The sequence below is a fragment of the Sulfurimonas sp. genome (genome assembly GCF_041563035.1).
Lineage (GTDB): Bacteria > Campylobacterota > Campylobacteria > Campylobacterales > Sulfurimonadaceae > Sulfurimonas.
Map to the genome: position 1 here is coordinate 26,886 of NZ_JBFFNS010000021.1, position 13,520 is coordinate 40,405.

Sequence of the window (13,520 nt, forward strand, 5' to 3'; positions counted from 1 at the left end):
ATTAGGGTACATTAATTGAATATAAAGATTTCAGAGGTAGCTTCGTTACCATCAAGGTTTGGAGACTTCAAAGTAAAAGCCTTTAAAGAGGGCCAAAAAGAACATCTGGTTATATACACAGAAAACTTACCTGAAGTACCAACAGTACGTGTTCATTCAGAGTGTTTAACCGGAGATGCAATAGGTAGTTTAAAGTGTGATTGTAGGGATCAACTTGAGTATGCGCTAAGTCTGGCTAGTAAAAATGAAGGCATGGTTATCTATTTAAGACAAGAGGGTCGTAACATAGGCTTATTAAATAAGATAAATGCTTATGCTCTTCAAGATAAAGGTCTTAACACAATAGAGGCAAACCATCAACTAGGTTTTAGAGCTGATGAAAGAACTTATGAAGTTGTCACTAAGATACTTCATCACTTTGGCATCAAAAAGATAAAACTACTGACTAATAACCCTGATAAAATAAACTCTATAAACGACATAGAAATTGTAGAGAGAGTTCCTATAATAATGGACTCAAATAAGCATAATGAAGATTATTTAAACATAAAAAAAGATGAGATGGGTCACTTAATTTAGCGATTGCATCTTATTTAGTATCTCCAAAGTCTTAGTCACATCATATATAGCACTATGATACTGTTCATCATCAAACTCAATATTATAATAAGCACAAGTCTCAATAAGTTTTGGATTTTTTAGATTACCTCTAACATTAGTAGCTTTAACAATTTTTTTATTCTCTTTCATTGTACAAAAGTGATTTTCAAAAGATAGTAAATCTCCAAGATGCCGAAGTTCAAATGAGATGTTATGAGCAACTAAAGTTTTAGCATTTTTACAAAACTCTTTAAAGTCTGAGTCATCTTCAAAGTACTCTTCATAATCTACATCTTTTCTTAATTTCTCAAGTCTATCAGGAGAGAGTTTATGTACAGCTAGTGCATGCGGGTTTACTTCATATTCTGATAAGTAGTAACGATGAAAAGTATCAATGATTTTATATTCATTATCTATAAGCTCGACACGAAAAGCAGCTACCTCAATAACATCATGTATATTTGCAGAGTTAGTTTCAAAGTCCAAGATTATCACTTACTATCCTTAGTATTAAGTACAAACCAATTTTTATCATTAGCAGTTGGCTTTTCTTTTCTTTTATTATCTATGAGCTGTTTAATTAGAGTAGCATTTCTTAGTATTCTGTTTATAGGTTGAATTTGGGATAGATTCAAATCTGCTTTTGTGTCTGATTTTAAAGTTTTTGTTTGCTCTTGCGGATTTATTTTTATCCAGTTTTTATCAGCTTCTGAATCTATCGCTAAAAAAAGTAAAAGTAATGTAAGTGATATCATTTTCATATTGACATCATATCAATATTGTATTTAAATTATCATGTCTAATAGAATTTAGACTCAGGTAAAGCACCTATTCTTCTCTCGGAAGAGCCCAAAGCCTTTAAAAGTTCTTGTGTTGTCGTTTCAAGTTCAGAGTAATAAAGTTTTGCCCTGTCTAATTCCATTTCACTTACCTTAGCAGATCCAAGTATTTTTGAGAAAAACCCTTTTTTTTGCTCTTTAAAAAATATCTCAAATAGTCTAAAATATTCATTATGCCATTTGGAATGCAATACTTCCATATTGTCATAAAAAAGTGAGCCTAAAATATCTCGCAGATGATTTTCATCATCGTATAACCACATACCAAAGGCACATTTAGTCTTTGCAACCGCAGTCGGATTATCTACTTTTTCACCATCTATTGCAGCCTTGATTTTAGTCATCTGAGCTTCATGAGCCCTTCTTGCATTTTGAATTGATTCCAGTGTTTTTGTTTTATCCATTTATTAATGCTCTGATTAAATTTATCACATTATTACATAAAATTAATAAAATAAGTATATAATTGTTTTAATAATTTTTTAAGGATATTCAAGTGACACATCCTGAGCCTAAAAACAATGAAATAAAACTTAGTACAAAAAGATATATAGTCTCTAAAACAGATGCAAAAGGGATTATAGAGTACGGGAATGACTACTTTGTCGAGATATCAGGTTACTCAGAAGCTGAGCTTATCGGTAAACCACATTCAATAGTAAGACATCCTGATATGCCTCGTATTGCATTTAAACTCATGTGGGACAGAATAAAACAAGGTAAAAATTTCATGGCTGTAGTTAAAAACCTAGCTAAAGATGGAAGTTATTACTGGGTTGTAACAGATTTTGAGCCAAAAGTAGATCCAATAACAAATGAGATAATATCACACACTGCTTTTAGAAAAGCTGCTCCTCAAAAAGCTATTAACACTATGATTCCTATCTATGCAAAACTTTTAGAGCTTGAGCAAGAAGGTGGTATGGAAGCGAGTGAAAGCTATCTTCGTGAATTTTTAGAAAAAAACAATACTACTTATGATGATTTTGTGAACGATTTAGTTGGAAATAGCGGTCTATTTAAAGTCTTTTTCGCAGCTATGAAAAAGATGTTCTTATAATATGATAAAATATCCTTTTAAAAGGATATTTTAGTGGACTTAAAAGCTACACTCTCTCAAGACAATATTACATTGCCAGACGACTTTTTTTATAATATTCAAAAATACAAAGAGCATCTCTTTAAATGGAATAAAATCCATAATATGACTGGTGCAAAAGATGAGAAATCAATCGATGAATTTATATATGATGCCGTTTTCCCTGTTAGCTTCTTACCCAAAGCTGATACTCTTTTGGATATAGGCACAGGTGCAGGTTTTCCAGGTATGATCTTGGCACTTGCTCTTCCTGATACAAAAGTAACATTAGTAGAACCTCTGACAAAAAGAGCCAGTTTTTTACAGTTTATAAAAGCTGACTTAGGTCTTGTTAATGTTAGAGTTGTAAAAAAACGCGTAGAAGAAATGGAAGATGAAATATTTGACATTATAACTTCAAGAGCGGTTACAGATACACAGATGCTACTAAACTTAAGCAAAAACTTCCGTGATGAAAACTCAAAACTACTTTTTTACAAAGGCGAGAGAGTTTATGATGAAGTCGATAATAGTATGAAACACAAAATTATTAAAACTAAAAATAGACACTATTTACTAATAGGAGAAGATTAATGTCACCACAATGGATTGTAGTTATCGTACTTATTGTAGCTGTCTACTTTATATTTATAAAGAAAAGACCTGCAGTTAGACAACATAAAAAAGATTCTACCCAGATGAAAAGCAAAGAAGAAGTACAAAGCAATGACATGATAGAGTGTGCAGAGTGTGGCATCTACTGTGAAATAGATGATACAATCCTAAGTAATAATAAATACTACTGCTCGCAAGAGTGTTTAAAGAAGTCATAATGTATATATATGGACATAGATTTATAGAGAGTGATAGCTTCTATCACGTACCAAACATAGATGCTATACAAAACACTCCATCAAATGGGACAATTTACCTAGATTTTAGCGAAGAAAATTTAGAAATAATCAGCCATGCTACTTCAAACAGCGTTATATTGGCACTTGGGGCTGTTAATATTACTGAGATTATTTACGCTTCATCACTTGGTGCTTCATTTATTGTTGTACCAAAAGAGCTTGCTAAAACAGCTCAGAACATAGCAAACAACTATCTTTTTGATGCTAAGATTCTTATTCATATCACCGAAGAAACTGAGATTGAAGAGCTGGCGATACTTGGTGTTGATGGTGTTATTTTCTCGAATGCTATTATAAAGATCAACTCTTAAAGCGTATAAGAGATGATGCGATTAACTCTTATTATCTCTCTCATTCTTCTCTTTAGCGGATGCTCAACTAAACATTATAAGCAACACTCAAAATCTCAAGAACAAAATAAAAATACAAGCTCTAAACCAAAAGCAACCCCTTCATATAAACCTAAAAAACAAAATTGGATAACAACAGCTCTATATCATGAATATAAAAAATGGTATAAAACTCCGCATAAACTTGGTGGGATAAATACAAATGGACTTGATTGTTCATCACTAATACAGATAGTTTACAGAGATGCTTTTAGTATTTCACTTCCTAGGACTACGAAAGATCAAGTCAAAAAAGGTTATCTAATTAGTAAAAATTCTACCAAAGAAGGTGACCTTGTTTTTTTCAAAACCGGCTTTAATACAAGACATGCGGGTATAATTATTGAAGAAGATAAATTTATGCACACTTCAAAAAAAAATGGCGTCAGCATCTCGAGCTTGAGTAATCCATATTGGAAAAGTAGATACTGGCAGAGTAGAAGAATCCTGCCCTAATTATATTATATTAATTTATATTTATAAATAATATGATACCTTTTCTTATAAACTAAGTTAGTGGAGAAAAGTTATGCGTTTACTTCTAATATTAATCTCTATATTTATCTTAAGTGGATGCGAGAATAAGACAAAAGTTCTCAAGGATATACCAAATACAAAAGTCGAAAACGAGAAAGCAAAAGCCATATTTCAAAGGTGCCAAAGATGTCACGGTATGAAAGCTGAAATAGCTGCTTTAACAAAATCAGATATCATTGCTCACTATAGCAAAAAAGATTTGATTGAAGCACTTACTCTATATCAAAAGGGCAAGAGAGACAGACATAGATTTGGCTATTTAATGAAAGGTATAATCGTTGATCTATCAAGCGATGACATAAGAGTGCTTGCTGACTATATTTCAAAGATAGAAGAGAAAAACTAAATAATCTCTCTTTTTAGAGAGTCCTTTAAGGATGTTAAAATTTCATAACTTATGGTTCCAGCTGACTTTGCTGCATCTATAGCATTATTGAAAACTAAAAGATTATCTTCATCACTTAGAAATGAACTATTGTCCATAGAGATCCTACCAACCTGCTTTACTCCATTTGAAGTAACAAAGTCGTTAGAAGAATTTCTCAAAAATCCATCTCCGTAACCAAAGTTATAGTTAGACACTATACAGTTTTTTTGTGCCTTAAAAGTACCGCCATATCCAACTCTTTCACCCTGTTTAATTTCTCTTGATGAAATCTTATCAGCATACAAAGAAAGCACAGGCGAGAGTTCTTCAAAACCTTCTAAACAGCCGTAAGAAGCGATGCCTACTCTTGCCATATCTTCATCAAAAGAATCTGTTCTAAATAGTGAAGCCGAGTTTGCAGAGTGAAACCTAAGTGGATCGAATCCAAACTCTTGTGCTAAATATTTTGCTTCTTTTTTTACTTTTTTAAAGTTGTCATTTTGCCAAAACCACTCGCTCGTGAGTTCATCCGCAGATCTATGATGAGTAAATACTCCCTCTAAAATAAGTCCTGCCTCTCTGATTTTAATAAACGAATCATGAAGTTCGCTCATTGAGATACCATTGCGATGCATACCTGTATCAACTTTTAACTCTACTAATGTATCTTTTTGAAATTTATCAATGCTATTAATGTCATTGATTGTATACCTTATTTTAGAACTTGGTTTCTCTGGGATATCACCAAGCACTAAAATATATTTAAAAAATTCTTCTATTGTTAAAGCTTCATCATCATTTCGTACTACAGCTTTTGTGACACCATACTCTTTTGCAAGAGAAGCCATCTCTCTTAGCCCATGTCCATAAGCATTATCTTTTAGGACTATTGCGATTTTATCTTTAGTCTTAGTCTTTTGTGTGATTTTATCTAGGTTGTTAAAAAAATTATTTTTATTTAGAGTTATATAAGCCATAAATGCAATTATACCTTACTAGATTGTAACTTTTTGAGCAACTACAATATAAAACTTTGAAGTCTCTTGTTTACCACTCAACATTTTGATATTTATCTTGAGTTTTACAGTTTCACCACGAACAATATGATCAACTTTATAACTCATCTCTTTAATGAGCTTTATGTGTTCCTGCATTTTAATAAACCCTATACTTTTTTTAAACAAAGGTATTTGATCAAAGCTTATTTTTTTTCCTTCATCTTTAATACGAAACATTTTTAAGAAACTTGAGTTCATCTTTATAAACTCCCCTTTTACATTCATATATCCTATGGCAAATGGAAAATAGTCAAACCCGACTTTTATACTCTGAATCTGCTTTTTGAGGTTGCTGTTTTGTTCGACAAACTTACTTATATCACTTCCCACCGCAATAATAAAGTTTTGATCTTGTTTTACAACTTTTGATACCTGCCAATTGATTCTAAAGACCTCATCGTCTATACCTTTCATTGGCGTAACAAATTGCTGATGTGGAGATTCATTAGTCATCAACTCTTCTAAGTAGTGATTTAATAATTCCATATCACCTGGAATAAAAGTCTCAAAAAAAGGCTTTTCGTATGCCTCATCTTTTGTCATACCTACAGAGTTTAAAAAGCAATCATTCATATCTATTAGTTTTCCCTGGGCATCTAAGACTACAACTATAGCACTACATGCTCCACTAAGATTATGGAAAGTAATATTTTCAAAAAGCCTTTCGATACTGATCTCAATGAAAGTTATAAAAAGGTGATTTGAGTTTTTGCTGAAGTTAATGTTATATATCTTGCCAAATACTTCTACATCGTAAAGTGTAAAGTTATCAGAGTTTGATTCATTTTTATATGAGCTTAATAGGTTCAGAAAATCATTCGTAAGACTTAATTCTTTAGGCTCTTCATCTTCTTGTATTTCTTGAGCCGCTTCATTTTCTAACAGCCTCTGCATCTCTTCATTTACATAAATTATTGTGTACTCAGTATCTTTAGTATCAAGTAAGATAATAGGTGATGATAGAGTATTAACCACATCAAAGAGTAGATCTTTAGGTTCCATACTTACAACTCCTAAAAAAATGAATTTTAAAATATATTAAGAAGATTATATCAAAGTTTATAGTTATAATACGCTTATGAAAAAAAGATTTATTGCAGAATTTGAAAAACAGAGTTTTACACAGATTATATTTCCTCACGCAAAGAGCGATTGGGTTGACTATCTAGAAGAAGCACAAAAATGCTTTATAAATATTATCAATGTGATTATAAAGTATCAAAAGTGTCTAGTTGTTTGTGAGAGAGTAGAAGCTGTAAAAAAACATTTTGAAGAAAATGAAAACCTATTATTTGTAGAGTATGAAACAAATGACACTTGGGCTAGAGATTGTTCTGCTCTTTGTGTATCAGAGAAGGATGAAATCAAACTACTAGACTTTACTTTTAATGCCTGGGGTTCAAAGTTTGAATCTTCAAAAGACAACTTAATGAGCACTAGTCTCTCCAAGCATTACAATGCGAAACTTGAATCTATAGACTTTGTTCTAGAAGGCGGTGCAGTTGAGAGTAATGGAAATGGTATCATCTTAACTACCTCTGCATGTATGCTAAATAAAAATCGAAACCCTGAATTTGACTCGATTAAAATCACACAAAAATTAAATGCGTTTTTTGGATCGACTAAGATTTTATACCTAGAGCATGGCTACTTAGCAGGTGATGATACTGATTCTCATATAGACACTCTTGCCAGATTTGTAGATGAAAAAAGTATTATGTATGTTAAGTGTAAAGATAAAAATGACGAGCATTACAAAGAGCTAAAACTTATGGAAGAAGAACTCCAAGCAATAGCATCTGATGAAAGCTTTAGACTAATCCCTCTTCCTATGACAGATGCTGTATATTTTGAAGGAGAGAGGCTGCCTGCGACTTACGCAAACTTTCTTTTTGTAAATGGAGCTGTTATAGTTCCGACTTATGGAGTTAAGCAGGATGAAGAAGCCCTAGATATCTTTAGAACTACATTTTCAGACAGAGATATCATTGGAGTTGACTGTTCTGCTCTTATAAAGCAACACGGATCACTTCACTGTGTCACTATGAACTTTGCCAGTGGAATTAGCATCAACTAAAGAGGCTTTATCCTCTTGGTCCAACATAGCCATTCCACTCATTATTAAATAGGTTGCTAACCCAAAACCAAGTGCTATTAAAACTACTCTTTTTATTTTCTCTATTTTACTCATGATGAAATTCTATCAGCTTTTTATGAACAAATTAACACTTTCCTAACACTCTTTATATATGATAAAGTAATTTTAATATTTAAGGGAAGTTATATGAATAAGATTATTCCTCTATCACTAATTGCTATCGCTACACTATACTCAAGTGAAGTTGAACTAGCTCCGATCAGTGTGGAATCAACTGTAATTACAGAAGTAAGTCAAAACGCTCAAGTATCAGCAGACTTGGCTCAAGCACTAAGTACAAGTGTACCTAGTATAGATATGAACCGTCGTAGCGGTATAGCAAATGACATATATATCCGTGGACAAAAAAGGGATAATATCTCTGTTGATGTTGATGGCACGAAGGTACAAGGGGCATGTGTAAACAGAATGGATCCTCCAATCTCTCATATCATCACTAGTCAAATCGATGAGATAGAAGTAATCGAAGGTCCTTATGATGTTGAGAACATGGGAACACTTAGTGGTGGTGTTAGAATCAAGACTAAGAAGCCTACAAAAGATCTTCATGGGTCAGTTGACTTTGGTTATGGAAGCTGGAACTATACTAAAATCGGTGTAACCGTTAGTGGTGGAAATGACAGAGTTCGTGCATTAGTAAGTGGCTCTAGTGAATCAAGTGATCAATACAAAGATGGCAACGGAGACACAATAGCAGAACAAATAGACAAATATGTTGTTACTAATCCTGCAGCTGCTGGAACAAAGTTTAAACCTGAATATAAAGAAATGCCAGCATACAAGAAGAAAAGTATTATGGCTAAGCTATTTGTAAATGTAACAGATGACCAAGAGTTGCGTTTGAGTGTTACAAAAAATAAGAGTGATGATGTTCTTTACGGTAATTCTAAAATGGATGCTTTATATGATGATTCTAATATCTATGCAGTAGAATATAATATCAAAAACATCAGTGAAGTATATAAAAACATCAACCTAAAATATTATTACTCTGATGTTGACCATCCAATGGCTACAAAATATAGAATGTCATCAAATGTAGTAGCGCAAAATAATACAAATCATCTCAAGACAACTATGCAAGGGTTGAAGCTAAAAAATAATTTTGATATTAATAATTTTAAACTTCTAGTTGGTCTTGATGGAAGCAAAAGAACTTGGGACGGTAACTACTACAATACAACTACTGGTTTACCTCTAGCAGCAGGAAATTCAAAAAGTTTAGATGATGCTGATACAAAAAATGCTGCAATTTTTGCAAAACTAGATAAAAAATATGGAGCTTTTGGATTTAGTCTTGGTGCAAGATATGATTCTACAAAAATTACACACGCTACAGAGCAGTCAAACGATTATACATCTTTTGGTGCTAACCTTATGACTTCATATAATCTAAATAAAGAAAATAAAGTATTTTTAGGTTTTGGTCAAGCTTCTCGTGTTCCGGATGCAAGAGAGCTATACTTTAGAAGTTCAAATGGTTCATGGTCTGGTACACCTAATTTAAATCAAACTACAAATAGAGAAGTTGATTTAGGATATGAAGCAGACAATAATACTTTTAAAGTAAAAATCAAAGGTTTTTACTCAATGCTAAGTGATTATATCTACTATCATAAAGGTGCTGCCTCTAACAACTTTGAAAACATAGATGCTACTGTTTATGGTGCCGAATTGACTGCTTCTGTTTATGCTACAGATGATATAACAGTTGATATGGGTGCTTCTTATAAAAAAGGTGAAAAAGACAAAGCTCTAACAGGACAAACTGATACAGATTTATCAGATATGGCACCGCTTAGAGGAAACGTAGCTGTAAACTATGAGTATATGAATGGTTCAATGGCCACAGTAGAGGTGCAAGCTTCTGATAAATGGGATACAATAGACTCAGACAATGGTGAGCAAGTGTTAGATGCTTGGACTATTCTCAACCTCAAAGTAAAACATGCAGTTAACAAAAACTTCAACTTTACTCTTGGTGTAAATAACTTGTTTGATGAAACATATGCAATGAACAATACATATGCGGACTTAATTCTTATTACAGCAGGTGGTTCGTCAGACATTATGTTAATGAACGAACCTGGAAGATACGTTTACACAAATCTAAACTTCAAATTCTAATATCCAATATATAACAAGTCTCTACACTTTGTAGATTCTTGTTAATAATTCCCTCTCATAAAGTAAAAACAAAAGACAATTTAAATAGAATATCACAATGAAAGCAATCACAAATATATATAATAGTTTTATCCATACAAATACTTTAGCTGCAGTTTTTATACTTACATTTTTCAGCATCATAGCTTCATTTATTCTTGTAATGTTTATAATGGCCATTGTAGATATGCTAGCTGGATCAGAGTCTATAAGTTACTATAACATTGGCGTAATTTTGTCTTTAATAGTGCCGACTATAGCAACACCTATACTCTCATATAAACTTATTACTCTTACAAACAGACTAAAACAAGCTGATCAAAAGCCATCATATCATGTTCAGTATGACGAACTTACAAAAATATATAATCAACGACATACATTGGAGTTAGCAAACTATGAATTTGCTATCTCAAAAAGAACAAAATCACCAATATCAGCTCTATTCATAGAATATGATCAGCTTAAAGAAGTCAATAAAAAATATGGACAAAAAATAGGTGATATAGTTCTTATTGAATTAACAAGAGCTATTCACAATAATATTAGAAGTACAGATATATTTGGCAGATATAAAGGGGCTAGATTTCTTTTAATTTTTCCTATGCTCGATTTAAACACTGCTCAAAAGTTGGCTCAAAAGATAAAAACAGAAGTTGAACAAGTTATTCATATAAATGATGATGATATTAAAATGTCTGTAAGTATTGGATGTGCACAAATACAAAACTTTGGTGACAGCACTTTACAAACACTAATAGATATGGCAGATGCAGATCTTCTAAAAGCAAAAAATAGCGCTATAAACAAAGTAGAAATATAAACTAAATTTCTAAAGCACCCTTTTATGCCAAAGAAGATAAAATCTCTTCATGATAAACAGAGTAAAAACTAAACAGATTTTTGTAGGTAATGTAGCAGTTGGTGGTGATGCCCCAATATCTACGCAATCTATGACATATTCTAGAACTTCCGATGTTGCAACAACAGTTGAGCAAATAAAAAGACTTCATTTTGCAGGTTGCGATATAGTCCGTTGTGCTGTTCCAGATATGGAAGATGCATTAGCGCTTAAATCTATTAAAGAGCAGATTGAACTACCTCTTGTAGCAGACATTCACTTTAACCATAAATTAGCACTTATAGCTGCTGAAGTCGTTGACTGTATTCGTATCAATCCGGGAAATATTGGCTCAAAAGAAAAAGTTGCAGAGGTAGTAAAAGCTTGTCAGGCTCGTAATATTCCTATCCGTATCGGCGTAAATGCAGGTTCGCTGGAAAAAGAGTTTTTAAATAAGTACGGTCAAACTGCCCAAGGTATGGTTGCATCTGCTGAGTACAATATAAAATACCTCGAAGATTTAGGCTTTACAGACATCAAGATTTCTCTAAAAGCAAGTGATGTACAAAGAACTGTAGATGCGTACAGAATGTTACGTCCTAAAAACTCTTACCCATTTCACCTTGGAGTTACAGAAGCCGGAACACTTTTTCACGCTACTGTAAAAAGCTCTATTGGTCTTGGTGCACTTTTACTTGACGGTATTGGTGATACTATGCGTGTATCTATTACAGGTGAATTAGAAGAAGAGATAAATGTTGCGCGAGCTATTTTAAAAGACAGCGGTGCGATGCCAGATGGACTTAACATCATCTCTTGCCCTACATGTGGACGCATCGAAGCAGATCTTGTTTCTGCAGTTGCTGAGATAGAAAAAAGAACAGCACATATAAAAACACCGCTTAATGTATCGGTTATGGGATGTGTCGTAAATGCTATCGGTGAAGCAGCTCACGCTGATGTAGCAATAGCATACGGGAAAGGAAAAGGTCTTGTAATGGTTAAAGGCGAAGTTATTGCTAACCTAAACGAAGACGAACTTGTCGATAAGTTTGTAAGTGAAGTAGAAAAAATGGCAGAGGAATCAAAATAATGCAAGACAATCTATACAACCTCGCTTTTGAACGTTCAATTTTAAGTTCAATCGTATTTGAACCTCAACAATTTGATGAGCTTAGCACTGCACTAAAAAAAGATGATTTCTATCTTCCGGCTCATCAAGATATTTATTCAGCAATGACAACTCTTCTTCAAAAGGATCAACCAATTGATGAAGAGTTTATAAAAAAAGAGCTTATCAAGATAAAGAAATTTGATGAACAGGTAATGATAGAGATCCTATCTGCAAATCCTATATCAAATACAAAAGCCTATGTTGATGAAATAAAAGATAAATCACTAAAGAGACATCTTTTAACCTTAACAACAGAGATAAAAAGAGTTACAGTTGAAGAGGAGCTACCATCTGCTGAAGTTATAGATATAGTAGAAAAAAAACTATATGAGATAACTCAAGACAATCAAACAAGCGACTTCAAAGACTCTCCGCAAATGACATTTGACACTATGGAGTATATCAAAGAGATGAAAGCTCGTGGAAACAGTGTCCTTGTTGGTGTAGATACAGGTTTTCATGAACTTAACAAGATGACTACTGGTTTTGGTAAAGGAGACTTGGTTATTATCGCTGCTCGTCCTGCAATGGGGAAAACTTCTTTTATTTTAAACACGGTAAATTCTCTTATCATGCAAGGAAAAGGTGTAGCCTTCTTCTCACTGGAGATGCCGGCAGAACAGCTGATGCTTAGACTTCTTTCTGTTCAGACTTCAATACCACTTCAAAAACTTCGTGTTGGAGATATGAATGATGATCAGTGGAGTTCTCTTAATGGTGCAATAGACAAAATGAACTCGGCTAAACTTTTTGTGGATGATCAAGGTAGCATAAACATTAATCAACTTCGCTCAAAACTCAGAAAACTAAAGAACCAGCATCCAGAAATTGAGATAGCTGTCATAGACTACCTTCAAATTATGCAGGGTATCGGTAATCAAGATAGACACATACAAGTCTCGGAGATTTCTCGTGGTCTTAAGATGCTTGCGCGTGAGCTTGAGATGCCAGTTGTAGCTCTTTCTCAGTTAAACCGTGGACTAGAATCTAGAAATGATAAACGACCTATGCTAAGCGATATCCGTGAGTCTGGTTCAATTGAGCAAGATGCAGATATTATTCTTTTTGTGTATCGTGATGATGTATATCTTTACAAAGAAGAAAAAGAGAGAGAAAAAGCTGCAAAAGCTGAAGGTAAAGAATTTATATCAGAATATATTGAAAAAGAAGAAGAAGATGCTGAAATTATTATCGGTAAACAGAGAAATGGTCCTACCGGACATGTTAAACTCGTTTTTCAGAAAAAGCTTACTCGTTTTATAGATGCACAGCCAAAAGCTATTGAGACAACTTATGAGCACATTGATACCAGGTCTGCAAACATAGATATGGGTGAGTCTTCAATTGCGATGCCGACCCTCTAAATGGCTTTAGAGAGAGTCGAACTTTTTAACAAAAA

17 protein-coding genes are annotated in these 13,520 nt (G+C 33.2%); 12 read left to right on the forward strand and 5 right to left on the reverse strand.

Going from position 1 to position 13,520, the window contains the following annotated elements; translation table 11 throughout:
- The first annotated feature begins 15 nt into the window (after positions 1-15).
- On the forward strand, positions 16-579 hold the full coding sequence (gene ribA, locus ABZC13_RS11775) for a GTP cyclohydrolase II (RefSeq protein WP_373003998.1): 564 nt from the start codon (positions 16-18) through the stop codon (positions 577-579).
- Here the strand turns inward: ribA and ABZC13_RS11780 are convergent.
- Genes ABZC13_RS11780 through ABZC13_RS11790 form a run of 3 tightly spaced genes read right to left on the reverse strand, consistent with a single transcriptional unit; the run spans position 571 to position 1,843 of the window.
- Entirely contained in the window at positions 571-1,095 is a 525-nt protein-coding gene (locus tag ABZC13_RS11780; protein WP_373004001.1) for an exonuclease domain-containing protein, read from the reverse strand. The two genes, ribA and ABZC13_RS11780, sit on opposite strands and share 9 nt — an antisense overlap.
- Positions 1,092-1,361, reverse strand: coding sequence for a hypothetical protein (locus ABZC13_RS11785; protein ID WP_373004005.1), 270 nt, complete (start codon positions 1,359-1,361; stop codon positions 1,092-1,094). Before ABZC13_RS11785 ends, ABZC13_RS11780 begins: the two co-directional genes overlap by 4 nt.
- Before the next feature lie 38 nt (positions 1,362-1,399).
- A complete protein-coding gene (locus tag ABZC13_RS11790) occupies positions 1,400-1,843 on the reverse strand; it encodes a CZB domain-containing protein (protein WP_373004008.1) in 444 nt (147 codons plus the stop codon).
- A gap of 92 nt (positions 1,844-1,935) precedes the next feature.
- Between ABZC13_RS11790 and ABZC13_RS11795 the strand changes: the two genes are divergently transcribed.
- The 6 genes from ABZC13_RS11795 (at position 1,936) to ABZC13_RS11820 (ending at position 4,703) form a co-directional block, all read left to right on the forward strand.
- Positions 1,936-2,499 carry a PAS domain-containing protein gene (locus tag ABZC13_RS11795; protein ID WP_373004011.1) on the forward strand — a complete coding sequence of 188 codons (564 nt, stop codon included), beginning with the start codon at positions 1,936-1,938 and terminating at the stop codon, positions 2,497-2,499.
- Positions 2,500-2,532: 33 nt separating this feature from the next.
- The gene (gene rsmG / locus ABZC13_RS11800) at positions 2,533-3,111 is read left to right on the forward strand and encodes a 16S rRNA (guanine(527)-N(7))-methyltransferase RsmG (RefSeq protein ID WP_373004014.1); all 579 of its coding nucleotides are present in this window, start codon (positions 2,533-2,535) and stop codon (positions 3,109-3,111) included.
- Complete coding sequence (locus tag ABZC13_RS11805; RefSeq protein WP_373004017.1) at positions 3,111-3,350, forward strand: PP0621 family protein; 240 nt, start codon at positions 3,111-3,113, stop codon at positions 3,348-3,350. The genes rsmG and ABZC13_RS11805 overlap by 1 nt, the downstream gene beginning before the upstream one ends.
- Positions 3,350-3,742 (forward strand): hypothetical protein, encoded by a 393-nt coding sequence (locus tag ABZC13_RS11810; protein ID WP_373004020.1) that lies wholly within the window; start codon positions 3,350-3,352, stop codon positions 3,740-3,742. The genes ABZC13_RS11805 and ABZC13_RS11810 overlap by 1 nt, the downstream gene beginning before the upstream one ends.
- Before the next feature lie 12 nt (positions 3,743-3,754).
- Positions 3,755-4,276 (forward strand): C40 family peptidase, encoded by a 522-nt coding sequence (locus tag ABZC13_RS11815; protein ID WP_373004023.1) that lies wholly within the window; start codon positions 3,755-3,757, stop codon positions 4,274-4,276.
- A gap of 73 nt (positions 4,277-4,349) precedes the next feature.
- The gene (locus ABZC13_RS11820) at positions 4,350-4,703 is read left to right on the forward strand and encodes a cytochrome c (RefSeq protein WP_373004026.1); all 354 of its coding nucleotides are present in this window, start codon (positions 4,350-4,352) and stop codon (positions 4,701-4,703) included.
- On the opposite strand, the gene ABZC13_RS11825 is transcribed toward ABZC13_RS11820, so the two are convergent.
- Both ABZC13_RS11825 and ABZC13_RS11830 read right to left on the reverse strand, forming a co-directional pair.
- Entirely contained in the window at positions 4,700-5,701 is a 1,002-nt protein-coding gene (locus ABZC13_RS11825) for an alanine racemase (protein ID WP_373004029.1), read from the reverse strand. The genes ABZC13_RS11820 and ABZC13_RS11825 overlap by 4 nt on opposite strands.
- An 18-nt stretch (positions 5,702-5,719) precedes the next feature.
- The gene (locus ABZC13_RS11830; protein WP_373004032.1) at positions 5,720-6,784 is read right to left on the reverse strand and encodes a PAS domain S-box protein; all 1,065 of its coding nucleotides are present in this window, start codon (positions 6,782-6,784) and stop codon (positions 5,720-5,722) included.
- 76 nt (positions 6,785-6,860) lie between these two features.
- On the opposite strand from ABZC13_RS11830, the gene ABZC13_RS11835 reads away from it, so the two are divergent.
- The 5 genes from ABZC13_RS11835 to ABZC13_RS11855 all read left to right on the forward strand — a co-directional run bounded on the left by ABZC13_RS11835 (position 6,861) and on the right by ABZC13_RS11855 (position 13,485).
- The gene (locus tag ABZC13_RS11835) at positions 6,861-7,859 is read left to right on the forward strand and encodes an agmatine deiminase family protein (RefSeq protein ID WP_373004035.1); all 999 of its coding nucleotides are present in this window, start codon (positions 6,861-6,863) and stop codon (positions 7,857-7,859) included.
- A gap of 207 nt (positions 7,860-8,066) precedes the next feature.
- A complete protein-coding gene (locus tag ABZC13_RS11840) occupies positions 8,067-10,067 on the forward strand; it encodes a TonB-dependent receptor (protein WP_373004038.1) in 2,001 nt (666 codons plus the stop codon).
- Positions 10,068-10,164: 97 nt separating this feature from the next.
- On the forward strand, positions 10,165-10,929 hold the full coding sequence (locus ABZC13_RS11845; RefSeq protein ID WP_373004041.1) for a GGDEF domain-containing protein: 765 nt from the start codon (positions 10,165-10,167) through the stop codon (positions 10,927-10,929).
- Between the two features lie 49 nt (positions 10,930-10,978).
- Positions 10,979-12,040 carry a flavodoxin-dependent (E)-4-hydroxy-3-methylbut-2-enyl-diphosphate synthase gene (gene ispG, locus ABZC13_RS11850; RefSeq protein ID WP_373004043.1) on the forward strand — a complete coding sequence of 354 codons (1,062 nt, stop codon included), beginning with the start codon at positions 10,979-10,981 and terminating at the stop codon, positions 12,038-12,040.
- Positions 12,040-13,485 carry a replicative DNA helicase gene (locus ABZC13_RS11855; RefSeq protein WP_373004046.1) on the forward strand — a complete coding sequence of 482 codons (1,446 nt, stop codon included), beginning with the start codon at positions 12,040-12,042 and terminating at the stop codon, positions 13,483-13,485. Before ispG ends, ABZC13_RS11855 begins: the two co-directional genes overlap by 1 nt.
- Positions 13,486-13,520: the final 35 nt, after the last annotated feature.